The organism is Arthrobacter sp. fls2-241-R2A-200 (assembly GCF_030209745.1).
Classification (GTDB): Bacteria; Actinomycetota; Actinomycetes; order Actinomycetales; family Micrococcaceae; genus Arthrobacter.
The window spans coordinates 146152-168411 of the sequence record NZ_JARVRJ010000008.1 but is presented as its reverse complement, the minus strand read 5'-3'; the positions used below and the strand labels follow the sequence as shown (position 1 = coordinate 168411).

The 22260-nt window shown below is 62.5% G+C and carries 17 protein-coding genes; 15 read left to right on the top strand and 2 right to left on the bottom strand.

Going from position 1 to position 22260, the window contains the following annotated elements:
- Window positions 1–20: 20 nt before the first annotated feature.
- Window positions 21–1172, bottom strand: a complete 1152-nt coding sequence (locus QRN42_RS09565; protein WP_284978991.1) for a glutamate--cysteine ligase — start codon at window positions 1170–1172, stop codon at window positions 21–23.
- Window positions 1173–1297: 125 nt separating this feature from the next.
- Here QRN42_RS09565 and QRN42_RS09560 point away from each other — a divergent pair, with 125 nt between their 5' ends.
- Window positions 1298–2110 (top strand): shikimate 5-dehydrogenase, encoded by an 813-nt coding sequence (locus tag QRN42_RS09560; RefSeq protein WP_284978990.1) that lies wholly within the window; start codon window positions 1298–1300, stop codon window positions 2108–2110.
- Here QRN42_RS09560 and QRN42_RS09555 read toward each other — a convergent pair.
- Window positions 2107–3357, bottom strand: a complete 1251-nt coding sequence (locus tag QRN42_RS09555) for a THUMP-like domain-containing protein (protein WP_284978989.1) — start codon at window positions 3355–3357, stop codon at window positions 2107–2109. The two genes, QRN42_RS09560 and QRN42_RS09555, sit on opposite strands and share 4 nt — an antisense overlap.
- A gap of 67 nt (window positions 3358–3424) precedes the next feature.
- On the opposite strand from QRN42_RS09555, the gene QRN42_RS09550 reads away from it, so the two are divergent.
- The 14 genes from QRN42_RS09550 to guaA all read left to right on the top strand — a co-directional run bounded on the left by QRN42_RS09550 (window position 3425) and on the right by guaA (window position 22078).
- Complete coding sequence (locus QRN42_RS09550; RefSeq protein WP_284978988.1) at window positions 3425–3868, top strand: hypothetical protein; 444 nt, start codon at window positions 3425–3427, stop codon at window positions 3866–3868.
- A gap of 190 nt (window positions 3869–4058) precedes the next feature.
- Complete coding sequence (gene groES / locus QRN42_RS09545) at window positions 4059–4355, top strand: co-chaperone GroES (RefSeq protein ID WP_211711208.1); 297 nt, start codon at window positions 4059–4061, stop codon at window positions 4353–4355.
- A gap of 84 nt (window positions 4356–4439) precedes the next feature.
- Window positions 4440–6053, top strand: coding sequence for a chaperonin GroEL (groL, locus tag QRN42_RS09540; RefSeq protein ID WP_284978987.1), 1614 nt, complete (start codon window positions 4440–4442; stop codon window positions 6051–6053).
- Between the two features lie 176 nt (window positions 6054–6229).
- Window positions 6230–7882 carry a response regulator transcription factor gene (locus QRN42_RS09535; RefSeq protein WP_284978986.1) on the top strand — a complete coding sequence of 551 codons (1653 nt, stop codon included), beginning with the start codon at window positions 6230–6232 and terminating at the stop codon, window positions 7880–7882.
- Between the two features lie 173 nt (window positions 7883–8055).
- Complete coding sequence (locus tag QRN42_RS09530; protein WP_284978985.1) at window positions 8056–9177, top strand: flavin-containing monooxygenase; 1122 nt, start codon at window positions 8056–8058, stop codon at window positions 9175–9177.
- Window positions 9178–9330: 153 nt separating this feature from the next.
- Window positions 9331–11394, top strand: a complete 2064-nt coding sequence (locus QRN42_RS09525; protein ID WP_284978984.1) for an acyltransferase family protein — start codon at window positions 9331–9333, stop codon at window positions 11392–11394.
- Between the two features lie 244 nt (window positions 11395–11638).
- Window positions 11639–13150, top strand: coding sequence for an IMP dehydrogenase (guaB, locus tag QRN42_RS09520; RefSeq protein WP_284976425.1), 1512 nt, complete (start codon window positions 11639–11641; stop codon window positions 13148–13150).
- A 148-nt stretch (window positions 13151–13298) separates the two neighbouring features.
- A complete protein-coding gene (locus tag QRN42_RS09515) occupies window positions 13299–15176 on the top strand; it encodes an ABC transporter ATP-binding protein (RefSeq protein ID WP_284978983.1) in 1878 nt (625 codons plus the stop codon).
- A gap of 97 nt (window positions 15177–15273) precedes the next feature.
- Window positions 15274–16410, top strand: a complete 1137-nt coding sequence (locus tag QRN42_RS09510; protein ID WP_284976427.1) for a GuaB3 family IMP dehydrogenase-related protein — start codon at window positions 15274–15276, stop codon at window positions 16408–16410.
- Between the two features lie 185 nt (window positions 16411–16595).
- Entirely contained in the window at window positions 16596–18350 is a 1755-nt protein-coding gene (locus tag QRN42_RS09505; RefSeq protein ID WP_284978982.1) for a glycerol-3-phosphate dehydrogenase/oxidase, read from the top strand.
- Window positions 18351–18414: 64 nt separating this feature from the next.
- The gene (locus QRN42_RS09500; protein WP_284978981.1) at window positions 18415–18903 is read left to right on the top strand and encodes a PTS sugar transporter subunit IIA; all 489 of its coding nucleotides are present in this window, start codon (window positions 18415–18417) and stop codon (window positions 18901–18903) included.
- Between the two features lie 62 nt (window positions 18904–18965).
- The gene (locus QRN42_RS09495) at window positions 18966–19868 is read left to right on the top strand and encodes an SURF1 family protein (protein WP_284978980.1); all 903 of its coding nucleotides are present in this window, start codon (window positions 18966–18968) and stop codon (window positions 19866–19868) included.
- Window positions 19865–20365 (top strand): DUF3817 domain-containing protein, encoded by a 501-nt coding sequence (locus QRN42_RS09490; RefSeq protein ID WP_284978979.1) that lies wholly within the window; start codon window positions 19865–19867, stop codon window positions 20363–20365. The genes QRN42_RS09495 and QRN42_RS09490 overlap by 4 nt, the downstream gene beginning before the upstream one ends.
- 123 nt (window positions 20366–20488) lie before the next feature.
- Window positions 20489–22078: a glutamine-hydrolyzing GMP synthase gene (gene guaA / locus QRN42_RS09485; RefSeq protein ID WP_284978978.1), complete on the top strand. Its 1590-nt coding sequence runs from the start codon at window positions 20489–20491 to the stop codon at window positions 22076–22078.
- The last annotated feature ends 182 nt before the right edge of the window (window positions 22079–22260 follow it).

Genomic DNA, 22260 nt, shown 5'->3' with positions numbered 1-22260 from the left:
GGCGGTTTCAGGAGGCGCTGCTACGCGTCCGGCCCTTTGCGCATCTGCTGAACCAGATCCATGACAACTTCGCGCAGGTCGCCGTGGTGCTCCGCGGCAACCCGGCGTTGGCGCTGGTAGCTGGCGCCGCGTTCGATGATCTTAAGGACGTCCGCCAGCTCCTCGGTGCAGCCAAGCTTCGCTGCCACCGGCTCCAACCTCGCAACGGTTTCTGCCAGGTGTTCGGTGACCAACTGCTCGTTGCCTTGGGCGTCGAGGATGATGATGGCTTCCAACCCATAACGGGCAGCGCGCCACTTGTTTTCCTGCACATGCCACGGCGGCATGGTGGGAATGGAACCGCCCGCGTCCAGGATGGTGGAGAACTCATCCACCAGGCATTGGGTGAGCGCAGCAATTGCGCCCACTTCTTCGAGGCTGGCCAAACCGTCGCAGATACGCATTTCGATGGTGCCCAAGTTCGAAACCGGACGGATATCCCAGCGGATCTCGGAGGTGGAGTCGATCACCCCGGTGGTGAACATGTCCTGGACATAGGATTCGTACGCTTCCCAGGTCTCGAACTGGAAGGGCAGGCCGGCGGTGGGAAGCTGCTGGAACATCAAGGCACGCTGTGACGCATAGCCGGTTTCCTCGCCTGCCCAAAACGGACTGGAGGCGGAGAGGGCCTGGAAGTGCGGGAAGTAATTCACCAAGCCGTCCAGGATCGGCAGGACTTTATCGCGGCGGTCGATGCCCACGTGGACATGCACACCATAGATCACCATTTGGCGTCCCCACCATTGGGTCCGCTCGATCAACTTGGCGTAGCGCTCTTTGTCAGTGACAGGTTGCAGCAGGGGCGGGCTGAAGGGGTGGCTTCCAGCGCAGAACACTTCAACGTCCATGGGGTCCGTGACTTCGCGGACGGCTGCCAAGGACCGGCTCAGGTCCTCCTTGGCTTCTTGGACGGTTTCGCAGATCCCGGTCACCAGTTCGACGGTATTGAGAAGGAGTTCACGCTTGATGTGCGGGTGCTCGTCGTCTTCGTTGAGGTCGGGGTGGTTTGCAGCGACGCCTTTGAGAACCTCATTTGCTACGGAGACCAGTTCTCCCGTACGTGCATTGACGAGCGCCAGCTCCCATTCCACACCCAGTGTCGATTGCCTGGATGGCGCAAAATCAATCTGCACGTAGTCCCCTCGTTGGTCTTGTCTGAGCCGGACACGGCCCCGCTGCAGGGCCGCCAGCGGTCGGCTCAAGTCTAATGCAGGGCGAACGACGTTTCTTGCCGGTGACCGAGGTGTTAAATGGGTGGATGCCCATCCTGAACAAAGACATGTCCCTGTGCATTTCGCTTGCAGCCCGGCCCAGCAACATCGGCACCCGGTTCCATAACTACTTGTATGATCTGCTCGGCTTGAACTTTGTCTATAAGGCGTTCGCCCCAACGGACATCGCGCTTGCCGTTGCCGGTATCCGCGGCCTTCCGATCAGGGGAGCGGCGGTGTCCATGCCGTACAAGGAAGACGTCATCGCCCTGGTCGATGTCATGGATCCATCGGCAAAGGCCATCGATTCGGTCAACACCATTGTGAACGACGACGGCGTCCTGACCGCCTACAACACTGACTACATCGCCATCGCGCGGCTGCTGAAAGACCACGAAGTCCCCAGCAGCCATACCGTCCTGCTCCGTGGTGCCGGTGGCATGGCCAAAGCTGTTGCAGCTGCCCTGCGGGATGCCGGCTTCACTGCGGTCACCATTGTGGCCCGCAACGAAACCAGCGGCCGTGCGCTGGCGGGTCTCTACGGTTTTGAATGGCAGGCCGAGGTCAACGGGTCCACCGCCGACCTCATCATCAACGTCACGCCACTGGGCATGGCCGGCTCAGATGAAGCGGTCCAGTCCTTTGATGACGCAGCTATCGCGGCCGCGGAGGTGGTCTTCGACGTCGTCGCCCTGCCTTCGGAGACTCCGCTCATCGCAGCGGCACGCCGAGCCGGAAAGCCGGTTATCACCGGAGCCGAGGTCATTGCCATCCAAGCGGAGGAACAATTTGTCCTCTACACCGGTGTGCGTCCCACACCGGGGCAGGTGCGGGAAGCCTCGGAATTCTCGCGCCGCTAGGCTTCCACGCTGCCCGTGGCAAAGGACGCAGCCTCCACCACAATGGCCACTCTGTCTTCGCCGATCCGGGTGAGGACCAAGGTGGCGGTCTTGGCCGTGAGTGACTTGTCCGGTTTCCCGGGGAGCAGCTGTTTCCGCAGCTCTTCCGGGGTCACGGACGTGCCGCGCTTCTTGATGTCCAGCACAGTGATGCCGTTGTTTTTGACCCACGACTTGAGGGCTTTGACGTTGTAGGGCATCACGTCAAGCACCCTGTAAGCACGGGCGAACGGAGTGTCGTGAAGTCCGGGTGCGCAAATATAGGCGATGTGCTCGTCCACCAGGTGCCCGCCCAGCTTTTTCGCGACGTCGGCCACCAAGCCCGCGCGGATCACGGCGCCATCGGGTTCGTATAGGTAGCCCTCAACCGGCCCGACGGCGGCAACAGGACCGCCGTCGAAATCCTCGCCGCTGGTGATTTCGGCGGCGCCCTGCGAACTGAGGACAAGGGCCGCGCGCCGGACGCCCGGCCGGGCCACCGCGTTGAACCACAACGCCACCTCTGTGACATCCCCGCCCACCGAAACCCATTGGGCTTCGCAGCCGTCCGGAACGGAGTCGTGGGGTATGCCGGGCCCCATCTTCACACCCACGGCCCGGCCCGTGGATGCTACTGCCTCCACGAAGGACAACGGGGGAGAGAACGCTTCGGGATCCCAGATCCTCTTGGTGCCGGACGTGGACGTGGTGCGTCGTGCCGGGTCCATCCATACGCCGTCGATCCCGTCGAGGTCCACTGCTGTCGCATCTGAATGCACCACCCTGGCGTGGGGGAACGGGATGAGGTTGATGGTGGCGCAGGCTGCAGTGGTTTCGTCCATCTCCACGGCCGTGACAGCGAGGTCCAACGATGCCATGGCCATGGAATCGGCACCAAGGCCGCAACCGAGGTCGGCCACGTGGGCTATTCCCGCTGCGGCGAAACGTTCAGCGTGGCGGGCAGCAACCGTCAGCCGCGTGGCCTGCTCCAAGCCTGCCTGGGTGAACAGCATTTGACGCGCGAATTCGCCGAACTTGGCCTCCGCGCGGGTCCGAAGGCGTGACTGTGTCAGCACTGCGGCCACCAGTTCGGGCGCGTGTCCCGCTTTCCGGAGGTCGGCGTTGATGGTGAAAGCCTCGGCCTCCTGGTAGGGGCCCAGGGAGGCAAGGAGTTCCCAGCCCTCAGTGGTCAGCAAGGGGGCAATCTGTTCCTGCGGTGCGTGGGACATGGCATCAAGCCTAATGGGCTGCGAAGCAGCGTCGTGACTTGGTATCAGGCCAGCTAGGGTTGTTTTCATGGAAGACAACGCAGCCCCGCAGCCCTCCGACGCCGACAACTCCGGCGGCGACAACCCGGACGCGGAGGGTCCGGCAGCGCCATTGGCTCCAGGTCATCCGGACCATCACCCGCTCGTGGCATCGGCCCGTCCTGCTTTGATCGCAGGAGCTGTGATTGCCGTGGTTTGTATCGCCTTCCTGGTCATCCTTTTCGTCCTCGATTCCTTCAACGCGGCCGCCTACTCAGTCAGCGGCAAGAGCGTCAGCGATGCCACCGATGAAGCGCGGCAGATCCGTGACCTCTACAGCGGCGCCCGCATAGGCGGGATCATCGCGCTGGTGGTTTCCGCCGTCGTCGCCTTGGCGTCCGCGCTGGTGTTGTACCTCGATCGGGATGTCGTCCGGTCTGACGGTAACGACGACGGCGAGAGCTACCACCTCGACGACCTGACGGGCAGGTAGGAGTTCGCCTAAGGACGAAATGCTGGCACTCGCCTTGACCGAGTGCTAACCACTTACATAGAGTCTAGTTAGCACTCTCCCCCGGAGGGTGCTAACTACGCCAAGCGTCCACCGGCACCGCGACGACGGATGTACGCATCGGCACCCTAGTTCTTAGTCCATGAATCAGCTCATGAAAAGGAGAGTCCGAGTGTCGGTCTCGATTAAGCCTCTTGAGGATCGTATTGTTGTTCGCCCGCTCGAAGCAGAGCAGACCACCGCTTCCGGACTGGTCATTCCGGACTCCGCACAGGAGAAGCCGCAGGAAGGCGAAGTTGTTGCAATCGGCCCCGGCCGCTTCGATGACAACGGCAACCGCGTTCCGGTCGACGTAACTGTCGGCGACGTCGTTATCTACTCCAAGTACGGTGGAACCGAAGTCAAGACCGGCGGCAACGAGTACCTCGTTCTGTCCGCCCGCGACGTTCTGGCGATCGTCGTAAAGTAACTTCCTGGAGCCCCGCACCGCAGCCGCGTTGGATCTATTCCGACCAACGGCGGTGCGGGTTTTCCGTCTTGAAAGGACACAACCATGGCAAAGCAGCTTGCTTTTAACGATGCTGCCCGCCGGTCTCTTGAGGCCGGTATCGACAAGCTCGCCAACACTGTCAAGGTGACGCTTGGTCCGCGCGGCCGCAACGTCGTGCTGGACAAGAAGTGGGGCGCTCCCACGATCACCAATGATGGCGTGACCATCGCCCGTGAAGTCGAACTTGACGACCCCTACGAGAACCTTGGCGCACAGTTGGCCAAGGAAGTAGCAACCAAGACCAACGATGTCGCCGGTGACGGCACCACCACCGCCACCGTCCTGGCCCAGGCCCTGGTCAAGGAAGGCCTGCGCAACGTAGCTGCAGGCGCGGCTCCGGGTGAGATCAAGCGCGGCATCGAAGTTTCCGTCGAAGCCATCGCAGCACGTCTCTTGGAGAACGCCAGCGAAGTTGAAGGCACCCAGGTAGCCAACGTTGCTGCTATTTCCGCGCAGAGCGACGAGGTCGGCGAACTGCTGGCAGAAGCGTTCGGCAAGGTGGGCAAGGATGGCGTCATCACCATCGAAGAGTCCTCCACCACGCAGACGGAATTGGTCCTCACTGAGGGCATGCAGTTCGACAAGGGCTACTTGTCCCCGTACTTCGTCACCGACGCGGAACGCCAGGAAGCTGTCCTGGAAGGCGCCCTGATCCTGATCAACCAGGGCAAGATTTCCTCGCTGCAGGAATTCCTGCCCCTGCTGGAAAAGGCACTGCAGGCCTCCAAGCCGCTCTTCATCATTGCCGAAGACATCGAGGGTGAGGCCCTGTCCACCCTGATCGTGAACCGCATCCGCGGCACGCTCAACGTTGTCGCCGTCAAGGCTCCCGGCTTCGGCGATCGCCGCAAGGCCATGCTGCAGGACATCGCAACACTCACCGGGGCACAGGTTGTCTCCCCGGACCTTGGCCTGAGCCTGGACACCGTGGGCCTGGAGGTCCTCGGTACCGCACGACGCATCACGGTGACCAAGGACAACACCACGATCGTCGATGGTGCCGGCACCGCTGAGGACGTAGCGGATCGTGTTGCGCAGCTTCGCGCCCAGCTCACCCGTACGGACTCCGACTGGGACAGGGAGAAGCTGCAGGAACGCTTGGCCAAGCTCGCTGGCGGCATCGGCGTCATCAAGGTTGGTGCAGCCACCGAGGTTGAGCTGAAGGAAAAGAAGCACCGCATCGAGGACGCTGTTTCCTCCACGCGTGCTGCCCTCGAAGAAGGCATCGTTTCCGGTGGCGGTTCCGCACTTATCCACGCCCTCAAGGCGCTGGACGAGTCCGAAGCCGTTGCGGCGCTTGAGGGGGATGCTGCAGCTGCTGTTGGCATTGTCCGCCGAGCCCTCATCCAGCCTCTGCGTTGGATCGCCCAGAACGCCGGCTTTGATGGCTTCGTGGTTGTTTCCAAGGTCTCTGAACTTGAAGCCAACCACGGATTCAACGCCAAGACCGGCGAGTACGAGGACCTGATCGCCGCTGGCGTGATCGACCCCGTCAAGGTCACCCGTTCGGCACTTCGCAACGCCGCTTCCATCGCAGCCTTGGTTCTCACCACTGAGACCTTGGTTGCCGAGAAGCCCGCTGAAGAAGAAGACGCACACGCAGGGCACCAGCACTAACCTGCCCTTCAAAGCCCCGGTCACTGTTTTTGGTGGCCGGGGCTTTTGCCGTGTAGGACCAGTAGCGTGCAGGACCAGTAGGGCGGCCTATTGTGACGCGTCCGACGTCGGCAGTAACCTGACGCTATTACGGCGGTTTCGGGCGAACACCGGGCCGCTACCCTGCAGGGTGAGTCATGACAGCACCGGCCACAGCGTTGGACCTCGGCCGCTCGGCGTACTTCGAGCGCCGCTGGAGGGATGCGTTGGATTACTTGGCCCGGGCGGACACCGAAGGGGGATTGCCGCCTGCGGACATCGAGTTGGCGGCATCGGTTGCGATGCTGCTCGGGCTGACCATGGAAAGCGTTGACTACCTTTCCCGGGCCCACGACGAATTCCTGACCCTTGGAGATACGGACAGTGCAGCGCGCTGCGCCGCTTGGCTGGTCCTTTTCCTCATGGACATGGGCGAGGAGGCACGTGGCAACGGCTGGCTATCGCGCGCCAAGCATTTGCTGCAGGGAATGAAAGGTCCCAGTGCCGCCGAGGGATACTTGCTCATTCCAGCCGGGCTCGGCTCATTACGTGCCGGCAACCCGGAGGCCGGGCGTGCCTTGTTCAGCCGCGCCTTGGACATGGGGCTTGCGTGCCATGACAAGGACCTGGAGGCAATGGGGTTGCTGGGCGTAGGAACCTCGCAAGTGTCCCTCGGGCATACGGATGAAGGGCTTCAGCTCCTTGACGAGGTCATGGTTGCGGTGGGCGCAGGGGAGGTCTCTCCCATTCCGGCGGGCATCATCTACTGCGCGGTGCTGGGCAGTTGTCGCGTTGCCCACGATGTCCAACGCGCCCAAGAGTGGACGGTGGCGTTGGAACGCTGGTGCGGAGACCGTCCCGACATGGTCATGTTCAGTGGGCAATGCCAGGCGCACCGTGCAGAGCTGCTCATTCTTCACGGTGCATGGGACGACGCAATGTCGGTGGCCCGTTCGGCCGAAGGCCGGGTCAGGAAAGGCGACCCTGATGCCACTTTCGGTGCGTGGTACCAACAAGGGGAAGTATTTCGGCTGAGGGGTTCATTCGAAGAAGCAGGAGCGGCTTACGCCATGGCGGCAGAGACGGGCTTCGAACCCGTTCCCGGGATAGCCTTCCTCCAGTTGGCCCAGCACCGGACGCAACAGGCGCGGGCCACCATACGCCGGGCCGTGGAGGGCGCGGACGCAGCCAACCGGCGTCGCCTGTTGCCGGCGTTGGTCGACGTCGAACTTGCCGCGGGCAATCTCGAGGCCGCCAAGACCGCCTCACATGAATTGGCTGCGCCCTTGAACCATCAAAGCCGCCCCTTGGAGTTGGCACTTGCCGCCCAGGCTGAAGCCCAAGTTCTGCTCGCCGAGGATCCCGCATCTTCCCTTCAAGCAGGCAGACGCGCTTGGCGGCTCTGGTACAGCCTGGAAGCGCCCTACGAGGCAGCGCGTTGCAGGGTGCTCGTGGGCAGGGCATGCGCCGCAATGGGCGATGCCGACTCGGCGGCCATGGAGTTCGAGGCTGCCAAGGCCGAATTCGTCGATCTTGGTGCACTACCGGCCGTTGCTGAAGTCTTGGAACTAAGCGGCGAAAAGCCCAAAGGCGAGTCCCAGCTGACTGCCCGGGAGCTGGAAGTATTGCGCCTCATTGCGGGCGGCCGCTCGAACAGGAGCATCGCGCGTGAGCTTTACCTTAGCGAGAAGACAGTCGCCCGTCATGTGAGCAACATTCTCTCCAAACTCTCGGTGCCCTCCAGGGCCGCAGCGACCAGTTTTGCCTTCCAGCACCGCCTGGTCAATGGTGGTCCGCTACCTTTTTCGTAGCCCATTGCTGATGCAGGGCTGAGGACACCCACACCTACGCGCTCTTGAGTGGGCTTAAATACCCATGTCCTGCCACGAGGAATGCGCATTTCGCCCGACGCGGCGCGAGCCCCCGGCCGCCTAGCGTGGCTGTATCGGCATCCGTTGCCAGGACCAGCAGGAAGGAATGCACCATGGACACGAGGCAGCACACAGAAGTGGACACCGTCATCGTCGGCGGTGGCCAGGCGGGTCTGGCGCTTGGGTATTGGCTTGCCCGGGAAGGGCGGGATTTCGTGATTCTCGACGAGAATGCCAGGGCAGGGGAGGCATGGCGTCAACGGTGGGACTCGCTGCGACTCTTCACCCCGGCCAAGTACGACGGACTTCCGGAGGCTCCCTTCCCAGGCGACCCCCTGGCCTTTCCCCCGAAGGATGAACTTGCAGACTACTTGGAAGAGTACGTCCGCCGCTTCGATCTTCCCTTCCGTCCGGCTACCCGTGTGGACCAGATCCGCCAAGACGGGCAGAGATTCATCGTCATCTCAAAAGATCACACATGGCACGCCAGCAACGTAGTTATTGCCACGGGTGGGCACCGCATACCCAAAACGCCACCCTTCGCATCGGAATTGGACCCGAGGATACTTCAGCTGCATTCGCAGGACTACAAGAATCCGGGGCAATTGCGGCAGGGGACCGTTCTGGTGGTCGGGCTCGGCAACTCGGGGGCGGAGATCGCGCTGGAGACAGGCCGCAGCCACCACACTGTGCTGGCAGGCAAGCCCAGCGGCGAGTTGCCGATGCGGCACGGGCGGACGGCGGCCCGTTTCGGCTTGCCCATTGTCCGGTTCCTGGGCCTGCACATCCTTAACCTCAACACTCCTATCGGACGGAAGGTGGCCCCCAGGTTCAAGTCCATGGCAGCGCCCCTCATCCGGACAAAGACCAAAGACCTGACGGCCTCGGGCGTGAGCCTGGTTCCCAGGCTGGCCGGCGTCTCCGGGGGTCAACCAGTTGTGGAGGATGGGACCGAAATCGATGCGGCCACGATCATTTGGTGCACCGGTTACCACGAGGATTACTCCTGGGTGAAGCTCCCGGCTTTTGACGAGCACGGCAGCCCGGCGCAAACCAGGGGAGTAGCGGACAAAGTTCACGGGCTCTACTTCCTTGGCCAGGAGTTCCTGTATTCCGCAGCCTCCGCCACGCTGCCGGGGGTCACACAGGATGCAAGATACCTGGCCCGCAGGATAACGATGACCAGTGAATCCGCGGTGGTGCCCGCGCCCACGGCCGAGCGCAGAATGGCATAGCACAGGTGGCGCACAGGGAAGGCTGGGACAACGCATAGCTGGATTTGAGCTAATAGACAGCGAAGACGCGGTCGGGGCAAGCATCCCCTGGGGGCTTGTGACCTAGCCGCGTAGTATGGATACTTTGTGCCGCTGCTTTGAGGAACCACCAACGTGATTACGCCAACGATCCCAGCCCCCACCCGACGTGACAGGAGGGCTGCTGGAGCCGTTGGAAAGCCGAATTACCGGCCCGAGATCCAAGGTCTTCGCTCATTGGCTGTGCTCATGGTGGTCAGTTACCACGTCTGGATCGGCAGGGTCTCCGGGGGTGTCGATGTCTTCTTGCTGATCTCCGCGTTCCTCATGACCTTGCAGTTCACCAGACGCTATGAACAAGGCCGCGCCATGGACCTCGTCCGGCACTGGCTGCACCTGTTCAGGCGGCTGCTTCCCGCCGTCGTCGTGGTGCTGCTCGCAACCCTCGCGGCCACTTTCGCCTTCCTGCCGGCAACGCGGTGGGTGGATGTGGTCCATCAGGTCTGGGCCTCGTTGTTCTACTTTGAAAACTGGCTTCTGCAAAGCCTGGCGGTGGACTACTACGCTGCGGACCACAGCCTGGCAAGCCCGGTGCAGCACTTCTGGTCGCTGTCCATCCAGGGCCAGATTTTCATCATGTGGCCGGTTATCTTTGCCGTGGTGGCCGTGCTGTGCCGCCGTTTCCGATTGCGCTACCGTGCCTGCCTGGCCTATGTCTTCGCCATCATTTTTGCTGCTTCCCTGACGTACTCCATCATTTTCACTGCCCAGAACCAAGCGGTGGCGTACTTCGATACGTTTGCCCGTCTGTGGGAATTTGCCCTGGGCACGCTTGTGGCGCTGGCATTGCCCTTCCTCAAGCTGAGCCAGCCGGTCCGGATCGCCATGGGCTGGGTAGGTGTGGTGGCGATGCTCAGTTGCGGCATCGTCCTCCAGGTCCAGACGGCGTTCCCGGGTTTCCTTGCCCTGTGGCCCACGCTCGCCGCCACCGCGGTGATCGCGGCGGGACAAACCGGAAGCCGCTGGGGAGCGGACCGGATACTGAGTTCAAAGTTCCTGGTCCGCCTGGGAGATAACTCTTACGCGCTGTACCTGTGGCACTGGCCCATCCTGGTCATCGCGCTTGCCTGGAGTGGGAAGTCCCACGCCGGGTGGCTCTCCGGAACAGTGATCATAGCCACTGCACTGACGCTGGCGTTCGTGACCACCAAATTCGTCGAGAAGCCATTTAGGCAATGGAAATGGCCCGAGGAGAAACGGCGCCGTGCACTCATAGCCATCGTGGCGTGCCTGGCCCTGGTCTCCGGACCCTTGCTGGGCTTCCAGTACAAGCAGCTCATGGATCAACGGGCCGCCGAGACCCAGGCTTTCAACGATAATCCGGGGGCGGCCGCGCTCCTTCCCGGCTATGTCAACCTTGTCAGCGCCGGTGCCAAGACGTTGCCTACCGCAGCCCAGCTCCCCAAGGACTGGGCGAACCTCGGCGGATCGTGCCAAGGCACGTCGAAGCCAAGCGACAAGCTGCTCCAGGCCAATTGCCAACAGAACGACGTCGGCGATGATGCCACCAAGTCCATCGTGGTGCTCGGCGACTCCCACGCTCAGCAGTGGATGGGGGCGCTGGCCCCCCTCGCGGAGACCGAGCACTGGAAGGTCACCTCCCTGCTCCTGGGTGGTTGTCGGACTATGCCTGAGACGCCGGCCGCGAGCGCGGAGTGCAACACCTTCAATGCCGCCGCCCTGAAATACGTGGAGGCCAACAAGCCGAGCGCAGTGTTCATGGTGGGAACTGATGCTTCCCCTTCCTCCCCGAACGAACAGTTGGTGGACGGCTTCGCCCAGACGGTGAAAACCTTCAACGACCTCGGTGTGAAGGTGGTAGCCATCCGTGATAACCCCAGGTACAACTTCAACGTCACCGAGTGTGCGCTGTCCAAGGGTGCGGACAATGCGGCCTGCAAGTCCAAGGAAGCCAGTGTTCTCGCACCGCAAAGCCCCTTCGCAGCGGTCCAAGGGTCCTTCGCTAACGCAGCGTTCCTGGACATGACCGACCTGCTCTGTGACGGCGTCGAGTGTTCACCGGTGGTGGGGAATATGTTCGTCTACCTGGATGACAACCATTTGTCCAAGACCTACGTGGCCAGCATGGGGGACACGTTCAATGCACGCTGGTTTGCCGCCACGGGCTGGCAACAATAGCTGGCCCGCTAGGACTGCGGGCAACGAGAACCGCACGTGCCGTTGCTCACAGTCAGGCGTCGTGGAATATGGCGATCGCCGCTGAGGTTCTACTATTTATTCAATACCGGCGGCCCGTTCCGCCATTGAAGTAGATATGCCATTGAAGTAACTATGCACAGGCCAGTCCCGTAATGACGGGCTGGTCATCAGTTGCAACCCCTACCAGTTAAGCCCCCAGAACCCAGGTAAGAGGCGCACACTCATGACCCAGCCCGAACACAATCCATTTGGCTTCATTGGCCTGACGTACGACGACGTCCTGTTGCTCCCCGGACACACCGACGTCATTCCGTCCGAGGCTGACACCTCGTCCCGTATTTCCAAGCGGATCAGCGTGCAGACACCCTTGCTTTCTGCTGCCATGGACACCGTTACTGAGTCGCGCATGGCGATCGCCATGGCACGCCAGGGCGGCCTCGGCGTCGTGCACCGCAACCTGTCCATCGCTGACCAGGCCGAGCACGTGGACCGCGTCAAGCGCAGCGAATCCGGGATGATCACCAACCCGCTGACCATCGGTCCGGAAGCGACCTTGCAGGAGCTCGATGAGCTTTGCTCCCGCTACCGCGTATCCGGCCTGCCCGTGGTAGACACCGACGGGCGGCTCCTCGGCATCGTCACCAACCGCGACACCCGCTTCATTCCCGAGTCGGACTTCCCGCTGCGGAGCGTCAGCGACGCCATGACCAAGATGCCCCTCATCACCGGGCACGTGGGCATCAGCCGCGAGGAAGCCTCGCACAAGCTGGCCACCAACAAGATCGAGAAGCTTCCTCTGGTGGACGAGCAAGGCCGGTTGAAGGGCCTCATCACCACCAAGGACTTCACCAAGGCAGAGCAGTACCCCCTGGCGACCAAGGACGACGAAGGCCGCCTTCGCGTGGGCGCTGCCATCGGCTTCTTCGGCGATGGTTGGGAGCGCGCCATGACCTTGATCGACGCCGGCGTTGACGCCCTTTTCGTGGACACCGCAAATGGCCACTCCCAGGGAGTGCTGGACATGATTGCCCGCCTGAAATCCGATCCCGTTGCCGCGCATGTGGACATCATCGGTGGCCAGGCCGCAACCCGCGAAGGGGCGCAGGCATTGATCGACGCCGGTGCTGACGGTATCAAGGTGGGCGTTGGGCCCGGCTCCATCTGCACCACCCGTGTGGTGGCCGGTGTGGGCGTCCCCCAGATCACGGCCATTTACGAATCCGCGAAGGCTGCCATCCCTGCCGGCGTGCCGCTGATCGCCGACGGCGGACTCCAGTACTCCGGTGACATCGGAAAAGCCCTCGTTGCCGGTGCCGATACCGTGATGCTCGGTTCCCTCTTGGCCGGCTGTGAGGAATCGCCGGGCGACCTCATCTTCGTCAACGGCAAGCAGTTCAAGAGCTACCGCGGTATGGGGTCCCTCGGCGCCATGCAGTCCCGCGGCAAGAACACGTCCTACTCCAAGGACCGCTACTTCCAGGCGGACGTTTCCGGTGACGACAAGCTCATCCCCGAAGGCATCGAAGGACGCGTGGCCTTCCGCGGCCCGCTGGCGTCCGTTGCTTACCAGCTGGTGGGTGGGCTCCGCCAGACCATGTTCTACACGGGTGCTCCCACCATCCCTGAGCTCAAGGCTCGCGGCAAGTTTGTCCGCATCACGCCGGCCGGCCTCAAGGAATCGCACCCGCACGACATCCAGATGACGGTGGAGGCGCCGAACTACGGCTCCCGCTGATCTTCCGCAAGAAAGCAGTTCCCCGCGGAAAACCTCCGCGGGGAACTGCCATTTAACGGCAAGCAGCGGAACCGCCGGAGGGCACCGCCGGACATCAGCGAACCCAGGACGCATGAGGATTGTCTGCCCATGAGAATAGGCTGGGTGTATGTCTGAAACGCCTGCGAATCCGCGGCACCCGGAGTCCATCCGGCCAAACAAGGCACCGCCCCGGCGCCTTGCCCTCCGGCCGTATACACGCGCCGTCGGGCAGGTTCTCAAGGTGAGTTTTTCGGCGTCGCCACTGGCTGTCATCATGAAGGTCGCAGGCTCCCTGATCTCGGCCACGCTGCCACTGGTCACTACCTACTTCGCGGCCTTGACCACCTCGGCGCTGGCCGCCGGTTACGCCGGAAATCACGACGCCGGGCAGCGGGCCGTGCTGTACGTCGTGATCACGGCCGTTCTCGGGCTGCTGTGGGGCACCTTCAGCAGCGTTGACCGGTACATACAGCAGTTAATGAGCTTCAAGGTGGGGGCCATTGTCGGAGACCAGATGTACGAACGTTTCCTGGCGCTCGATTTCTGGCGGTATGACGACAAGGAGACGGTGGACCTATATGACCGCGCCAAGCGGTTCTCCGATTCCTATGCCCGGGTGTTGGACCGTATCGCCGCCATCTTCACGCAGCTCGTGTCCGTCATTCTTGCCGTCGGCGCCCTGCTCCTTGTGAGTTGGTGGATCGCGATGATTGTCCTCGTGGCGATCGTGCCAAGCGTGTACCTGCAGTTCAAATTGTCGCGGGAACAGATCGAGCACTGGAACACACAAGTGGATTCGCGGCGGCAGCGCAGGATGATCGAGCAAAACCTGCTCAGGCCCCAACACATTGCCGAGATGCGGTTGTACGGCATCGTCGGCTACCTCATGGACCTGCGGTCCCGGCTTCGCGACGCTGACGAACGCAGGCGTTTGGACTTCCAAAAACGCTACATCCCCAAACAGCTCGCGGCAGATGCCTTGCAATACGGGGCAGAAATCGTGTCACTGGTGTGGGTGGTCGGGCAGATCATCTCCCGCGTCTTGCCCGTGGGTCAGTTCCTTTACGTCCAACAGATTGTCAGCCGGGCGCTCTCTACGGCCAGTAGCCTGGTTTCCTCGCTGAGCTCCATTGATGAGGACCTGGCCAACCTCAAGGACTACGAACTCTTCATGACGATGCCTGTCCCCGGCGGGCACGAGCCCCCGCTGGCCAGGTCGCCCGACGTCGTGGAGTTACGTGATATCCGCTTCAGCTACACGGGCAGTGACATAGAAGTCATCAAGGGCATATCGATGACCATCCGTGCCGGGCAGCACATCGCGATCGTGGGGGAGAACGGGGCCGGGAAGTCCACGCTGATCCGGATCCTGGCAGGCCTGTACCGGCCGGATTCGGGGCAGGTGCTGCTCGACGGCGTCGACCTCGCCGACGTTGATGTGACCAGCTGGCACCGGTATTTGGCGGTCCTCAGCCAGGAGTTCCTCAAGTACGAGTTCGCCACTGCGGCAGAAAACATCTACCTCGGCGATGTGGAACAGAGCATCGACGACGAACGGGTGCGGCGGGCAGCGTCCGACGCCGAGGCCATGGAGTTCATCGAGAAGTTGCCCAACGGCTTGGACAACCATGTGAGCAACTGGATGGAAGACCCACGCGGACGCAAGGGCAGCGGGCTTTCCGGCGGGCAGTGGCAGCGGCTCGCCATGGCGCGCAACTTCTACCGGGACGCGTCCTACATGGTGATGGATGAGCCCACATCGGCCATCGATGCGTTGGCCGAACACCGGATCTTCACCCGCCTGTTCGCGGACCGCAGCAGCACCATCATCGCCATCAGCCACCGGTTGGCCACCATCGAGAAAGCTGATGTCGTGTACATGCTGGAGGACGGCCGGATCGCCGAACAGGGCACACATAAGGAGCTGGTATCCCTGCGTGGACGCTATTTCCGGATGTTCGAATCACAGTTGTCCGTGGATGAGGGAAGCTCGACCACCCCGTAACGGTCCGTCTGTGCGGCTGCGGCTGGGGCACGCCACCGTGGGTTTGATGGACCGTGGTTCGCGTGGGATGAAGGTTGGGGTGGGATAAACTCGAGCAGTGACTTATGAGATTGAGATTGGCCGTGGCAAGCGTGGGCGTCGTGCCTACTCCCTGGATGACATCGCGATCGTTCCTAATCGCCGGACGCGTGACCCGAAGGACGTCTCAGTCTCATGGCAGATTGACGCGTATAAGTTCGAAACCCCGGTGATCGCGGCACCCATGGACTCCGTGATGTCCCCGGATACCGCCATCGCTTTCGGGCGCTTGGGAGGATTGGGCGTCTTGGACCTTGAGGGACTCTGGACCCGTTATGAGGACCCCCAGAAGGTCCTGGACGAGATCGCGGCCTTGACGGATGAAACCAGCAGCACCGCCGTGACCCGGCGCATGCAGGACCTTTACCAGGCTCCGGTGCAACCGGAACTCATCAGCTCCCGGCTCGCGGAGATCCGGGCAGCCGGCGTCACCGTGGCCGGTTCCCTCACCCCGCAGCGAACCCAGGAACACTACAAGACTGTGGTGGCTGCCGGCGTCGACATCTTTGTTATCCGCGGAACCACTGTCTCCGCCGAGCACGTCTCCAAAAACCATGAGCCGCTGAACCTCAAGCAGTTCATCTACGAGCTCGACGTCCCCGTGATCGTGGGCGGCGCAGCCGGCTACACTCCGGCCCTGCACCTCATGCGCACCGGGGCTGCAGGCGTCCTGGTCGGCTTCGGCGGTGGAGCGACCACCACCACGCGCCGCGCCCTGGGCATCCATTCGCCCATGGCGTCAGCCATCTCCGACGTCGCTGCCGCCCGCCGCGATTACATGGACGAGTCCGGCGGCCGCTACGTCCATGTCATTGCCGACGGCGGCATGGGCAGCTCGGGCGACATCGTCAAGGCCATCGCCATGGGAGCTGACGCCGTCATGCTCGGAAGTGCTTTGGCGCGGGCCGAAGAAGCCCCCGGCCGTGGCTGGCACTGGGGTCCCGAGGCGCATCACCTCGAGTCCCCCCGCGGCGACCGCGTCAATGTCGGCACCGTCGGTCCGCTCGAGGAGGTCCTCTTCGGACCGGGACACCACACTGACGGAACATCCAACCTGATCGGTGCCTTGCGCCGATCCATGGCAACCACCGGCTACTCGGACCTCAAGGAGTTCCAGCGCGTCGACGTCGTCGTTTCTCCGTACGCCGGCAACTAAGGCACCCCGCTGAACCTGCCTGGGGCCCTGTGCTGAACCTGCCTGGGGCCCTGCGCTGAACATACGTGGGGCCCTGCGCTGAACCTACCTGGGGCCCTGCGCTGAACATACCTGGGCCCTGCCCAAGGCGCTGACCAACAAGTAGGGTAGGAAACTACCAGCCGTTGCGTTTGAGGAGGGTTCCGATGAGCAATACCGCAGGCGGTTCGCAGGTGAGGACCCCGGGAGCACTGAGCCCGGAGTCAAGAGCCGCATCCATCGATGTCCTGAAAGCCACTGCCGAGGCCGGTAAAGAGCTCGACATCCTGATCGTCGGCGGCGGCGTAGTGGGTGCGGGGGCTGCCTTGGACGCGGTTACCCGTGGCCTCACAGTCGGCATCGTCGAGGCCAGGGACTGGGCATCCGGCACCTCCTCCCGGTCCTCGAAGCTCATCCACGGAGGCCTGCGATACCTGGAGATGCTGGACTTCGCGTTGGTACAGGAAGCCCTCCAGGAACGTGGATTGCTCATCCAGCGCATAGCCCCGCACCTGGTCCGGCCGGTCCCTTTCCTGTACCCACTGACGCGCCGTTTCTGGGAAAGGCCCTACGTCGGAGCCGGCATCATGCTCTACGACACCTTGGGCCTTACCTCGGGGAACAGTCGCGGCGTTCCCATGCACAAACACCTCTTTAAGCGCGGAACCCTCCGGGCTGCCCCCAGCCTGAAGGATGACGCGTTCGTCGGGTCCATCCGCTACTACGACGCCCAGGTCGACGACGCCCGGTTGGTGGTCAATGTGGTCAGGACCGCGGTGCATTATGGCGCCCACGCGGCCAACCGGGTCCGCGTCGTCGATTTCCTCCGCGAGGGGGAGCGCGTGGTGGGAGCACGGCTCGAGAACCAAGAGGATGGCACTGTCTTTGAGGTGCGGGCCAAGCAAGTGGTCAATGCTACGGGCGTGTGGACCGACGAGACACAGGCGATGGTGACTGATCGCGGGCAGCTCAAAGTCCGGGCTTCGAAGGGCATCCATCTTGTGGTGCCGCGCGACCGTTTCCAGTCCACTGTCGGACTGATTCTCCGGACCGAGAAATCGGTGCTCTTCGTGATCCCTTGGGGACGTCATTGGATCATTGGCACCACCGATACCGACTGGAAACTGGATAAGGCCCACCCCGCGGCGTCGAGCAAGGACATTGACTACGTGCTTGAACACGTCAACAAGGTGCTCAAGCGGCCCCTGACCCGTGAGGACGTCGAGGGAGTCTACGCGGGCTTGCGGCCGCTGCTGGCTGGTGAAAACGACTCGACGGCCAAGCTGTCCCGGGAGCACGTGGTGGCCCATCCCGTTCCGGGCCTTGTGGTGGTAGCCGGCGGAAAGTTCACCACCTACCGTGTCATGGCCAAGGACGCCGTTGATGAGGCCACCCGCGCCATGGACGAGCGCGTTCCTTCAAGTTGCACCGAAACCATCCCGCTCCTGGGCGCCGACGGGTTCAAGGCAGCGTGGAATCGTCGAGCACGGTCCGCGGAGGAAGCCGGCGTTCACGTGGCCCGCGTCGAGCACCTGCTGAACCGCTATGGCTCCATGACCCATGAAGTCCTGCAGCTGATTACGGAGCGGCCGGAGTTGGCTGAACCGTTGCCCGGCGCGGACGACTACTTGGCGGCTGAGGTTGTTTACGCCACCACCCACGAGGGCGCACGCCACGTTCATGATGTCCTGACCCGACGCACCCGGATCTCCATTGAGTCATGGGACCGGGGTGTGTCCGCAGTCCCGGTTGTAGCTAAGCTGATGGGAGAAATCCTTGGCTGGAGTGAGACGCAGCGGGACAGCGAGATCAAACACTACCTGGCGCGCGTGGAAGCTGAACGGCTCAGTCAGCAGCAGCCCGACGACGAATCGGCGGACGCCGCGCGTATGGGAGTCGATGACATCGTTCCCCTTCGCTAACCGGTTGAAGGGGTAACCGGACGAGGAAAACGGGCCGGACGACCACCATTCGGAGGAACACGACTTGGCAGAACCACTGGATCGGTACGACGCCGACCTGACCACCCCCGATCTGGTCATCCTCGAACTTGTCGCCCAGGACAAGAATGATGCTGCTGCCCAACTTGCCCGCCGGCTCCATGCGGCAGGTCGGGTCTCGGACCTTGATGCCTTCCTTGAGCAGGTGCAGTCGCGCGAACACCAGCTGGCCACCGGCCTCCCGGGCGGTATCGGCCTGCCGCATGCCCGAAGTGAATTCGTGGACCGCATTTCCATCGCTGTTGGGGTAACCAAGTTCGGCCACGCGCTGGAATTCGGGGCGACGGACGGTCCAGCCAACCTCATCCTGCTCATTGCCACACCGGCAAGCTCCTTTTCGGACCACCTCGAAGTCCTGGCCACCATGGCCCGTTCGCTATCGAAAGAATCTTTCCGGGAGTCCCTGCGGCGGGCACACGATCCGGAGGTCATTGCAGAACTCATTAACTCCAGCCTGGTGTTCTTCGACCACTGAGCTGGGTATCCCGGCGGGGGGACGTTTAGCTGTTCTACAGCCGGACGAAGTACGGTTAACAGGTGTTGAAAACCGCGTTGAAACCCCGCTGGATCGCAGGACTGGTCTTTGCGCTTCTGCTGTCCGGGGTGTTCGTGCTGCTCAGCCAGTGGCAGATCAGCCGGTCCACGCAGCACGACGTGCCCGAATCGTCCAGCGTCGAACAAGTCAAGCCCCTGCTGGAGGTCCTCACTCCCGGTCAGTTCTTCCCCGGATCGGCGTCGGACCAAATGGTCACCGCCACCGGCAGCTACGATCCCCAAAAACAGGTGCTCGTTGAAGGCCGCTTGTACAACAACCAGAAGGGATTCTGGATTGTTTCAGCCTTCGCTGTGGACAAAGCACCGAAGCTGAGCGGCGCAGGCGCCTCACCGCAGACCTGGATTCCCGTTGCCCGCGGTTGGGTCGCTGATGCCTCCCAAGCGGGCCCGCCGCCGTCGGGCAGTATCACCCTTACCGGACGCCTCCTGCCGTCCGAAGCGCCGGTCCCCAACGTCGACCCGGGCCCTGGCCGCGCGTCGGCGGTTTCCTCCGCTGAACTGATCAACACGTGGAACGTCTCGAGCTACCAGGGATTCATCGCAGCTACGTCCGAGGTCGCGGCCGGGGGAGCCCACATCCCCTTGGGTCCGGACGTGAAGGCCCTCAACATTCCGGCCCAGCCTCCCACGGAGCAAGTCAACTGGCTCAACGTCTTTTACGCCATCGAATGGGTTGTCTTCGCAGGGTTCGCCCTCTACATCTGGTGGAGGATGGTGGCCGATGATTATCGGCTGTCCCTCGAAGATGACGACTTCGACGACGACGACGAGTTCGTCGGGGATTTCCACGACGACGGCCACCAAGCGGTCCAGTCCGAAGCCAACCATGACCCTCAACAACCAGAGCCAGAACATCCAGAGCCAGAACAAAAGGTGCAGCAATGATCGAGCCCAAGCCGGCCATCCAGCCCGAACACTCAGGGCCCAAGCCTAAGAAGAGGCGTTTCGGCGGGACCGAAGCGCAGATCCGGTCCGCGTTGAAGTTCTACAAAGTCATGGCCTACCTCACCGGTGGGATGCTGCTCTTGCTGTGTGCCGAGCTCATCGCCCGCTATGTTTTCGGCGTCGCGCTCTTTGCCGGTGGAACGGATGCCCTGACCGGGCGGCCCTTCGGTTTCGGTTTTGCCGCAGCAGACCCCAAGGGAGTCATTGGCGGGTTCAACATCTCCACCACGGTGCTGATCGTGCACGGCTGGATGTATGTGGTGTACCTGGTGTCCGACTTCCGTCTGTGGTCCCTCATGCGCTGGCCGTTCGCCAAGCTGGTTCTGTTGGCGTTGGGCGGCGTTATCCCGTTCTTGTCCTTCATTGTGGAGAAGAAGTTCCATGCGCAGGTGGAAGCGGAGCTCGCAGCGAACCCCAAGGCGTCCAAACGCTACTAAGCCGTGCCAATTAGCCGGGGCTTCCGCGGTGCTGGTGTGAGATGCATAACGCAGGGCTGTTTTTGCTCCCGGGATACAGGGGTAAACGTGCAACCGGGTGCCCCGGCAAAGTAGTCTTGTTCGGTGACTACTCCCACCGCACCCCAGACTTCCCAGAAGCCGGTGCTGGTTGTTGACTACGGTGCCCAGTACGCGCAGCTGATTGCCCGCCGCGTCCGGGAAGCGAACGTGTACTCGGAAATTGTTCCGCATACGTTCACCACCGAGCAGCTTCTGGCCAAGAACCCCGCAGCCATCATCCTTTCAGGTGGACCCTCCAGCGTTTACGCCGAGGGTGCTCCGCGAGTTGGTGCTGACCTCTTTGAAGCTGGAGTACCGGTCTTCGGGATCTGCTATGGCTTCCAAGCGATGGCAAACGCGCTGGGCGGCAAAGTGGCCCAGACTGGCCTGCGCGAATATGGCGCCACCGAAGCATTGGTTGTGGGAGACGCACGCTCCATCTTGGACGGTGTGCCCTCATCCCAGAACACGTGGATGAGCCACGGTGACTCCGTGCACGAGGCTCCTGAGGGCTTTGAGGTTCTTGCCTCCACGGCAGGTGCCCCCGTTGCCGCCTTCGCCAATGACGAGAAGCGCCTTTACGGTGTGCAGTGGCACCCCGAGGTCAAGCACTCGGTTCATGGCCAGCACGTTCTGGAGAACTTCCTCTTCAAGGGCGCAGGATTGACCCCCAACTGGACCACGGGGAACATCCTCGAAGAGCAGGTGGATCGCATCCGCCAGCAGATCGGTGACTCCAAGGTTATCTGTGGCCTCTCCGGCGGCGTCGACTCTGCGGTTGCGGCTGCGCTGGTCCAGCGGGCCGTCGGGGACCAGCTGACGTGCGTGTTCGTCGATCACGGCCTTCTCCGCGAAGGCGAAGCCGAGCAGGTTGAGCGTGACTTCGTAGCTGCCACGGGAGTTAACCTCTATGTGGCGAACGAGCAGGAGCGTTTCCAGTCCGCGCTTGCCGGCGTTAGCGACCCCGAAACCAAGCGGAAGATCATCGGCCGCGAGTTCATACGCGCTTTTGAAGAAGCCGAACGGGCCATCATCGCCCAAGCGGAGTCCGAGGGCGAAAAGATCAAGTTCCTTGTCCAAGGAACCCTTTACCCGGACGTCGTTGAATCAGGCGGCGGAGAAGGTGCTGCCAACATCAAGAGCCACCACAATGTGGGCGGGCTGCCTGAGGACCTCCAGTTCGAGCTCGTCGAACCGCTGCGAGCCCTCTTCAAGGATGAGGTCCGCGCCGTCGGTGCCCAGCTCGGATTGCCGCAGGAAATCGTGGGCCGCCAGCCCTTCCCCGGGCCGGGGCTCGGAATTCGTATCGTCGGGGAAGTAACCAAGGAACGCCTTGACCTGCTTCGCAAGGCCGATGCCATCGCCCGTGCCGAATTGACCGCGGCAGGCTTGGACAACGATGTGTGGCAGATGCCGGTGGTTCTCCTGGCAGATGTCCGCAGCGTGGGCGTCCAAGGCGACGGGCGTACGTATGGCCACCCGATTGTGCTCCGCCCTGTATCTTCCGAGGATGCCATGACGGCGGACTGGTCACGTTTGCCCTATGACCTGCTGGCACGGATTTCCAACAGGATCACTAACGAAGTGGACGGCGTGAACCGCGTGGTGCTGGACGTTACCAGCAAACCGCCGGGAACCATCGAGTGGGAATAGCGTTTTAAGTGGCCGGCTTCCTCTGGGAGGCCGGCCACTTTGTTCTTGCCGGGCACTTGGTCTGCCCACGTCATTCTTCGTGCACCATGGCGGTGAAGGGCAGGCTCCTGTGAATTCGCGGCGAATTTTGCGGAGCCACAGTGTTGCGGACAGGGCAGCCCGGGTATTCCCGCTACCCTCGA

Excerpts from the sequence above, each read along its gene's own strand:
- QRN42_RS09490 (WP_284978979.1), top strand. The coding sequence starts at position 19,865 with ATGATCGAGCCCAAGCCGGCCATCCAGCCCGAACACTCAGGGCCCAAG.
- QRN42_RS09535 (WP_284978986.1), top strand. The coding sequence starts at position 6,230 with ATGACAGCACCGGCCACAGCGTTGGACCTCGGCCGCTCGGCGTACTTC.
- guaB (WP_284976425.1), top strand. The coding sequence starts at position 11,639 with ATGACCCAGCCCGAACACAATCCATTTGGCTTCATTGGCCTGACGTAC.
- QRN42_RS09505 (WP_284978982.1), top strand. The coding sequence starts at position 16,596 with ATGAGCAATACCGCAGGCGGTTCGCAGGTGAGGACCCCGGGAGCACTG.
- QRN42_RS09550 (WP_284978988.1), top strand. The coding sequence starts at position 3,425 with ATGGAAGACAACGCAGCCCCGCAGCCCTCCGACGCCGACAACTCCGGC.
- QRN42_RS09530 (WP_284978985.1), top strand. The coding sequence starts at position 8,056 with ATGGACACGAGGCAGCACACAGAAGTGGACACCGTCATCGTCGGCGGT.
- QRN42_RS09515 (WP_284978983.1), top strand. The coding sequence starts at position 13,299 with ATGTCTGAAACGCCTGCGAATCCGCGGCACCCGGAGTCCATCCGGCCA.
- QRN42_RS09560 (WP_284978990.1), top strand. The coding sequence starts at position 1,298 with ATGCCCATCCTGAACAAAGACATGTCCCTGTGCATTTCGCTTGCAGCC.
- groL (WP_284978987.1), top strand. The coding sequence starts at position 4,440 with ATGGCAAAGCAGCTTGCTTTTAACGATGCTGCCCGCCGGTCTCTTGAG.
- QRN42_RS09555 (WP_284978989.1), bottom strand. The coding sequence starts at position 3,357 with ATGTCCCACGCACCGCAGGAACAGATTGCCCCCTTGCTGACCACTGAG.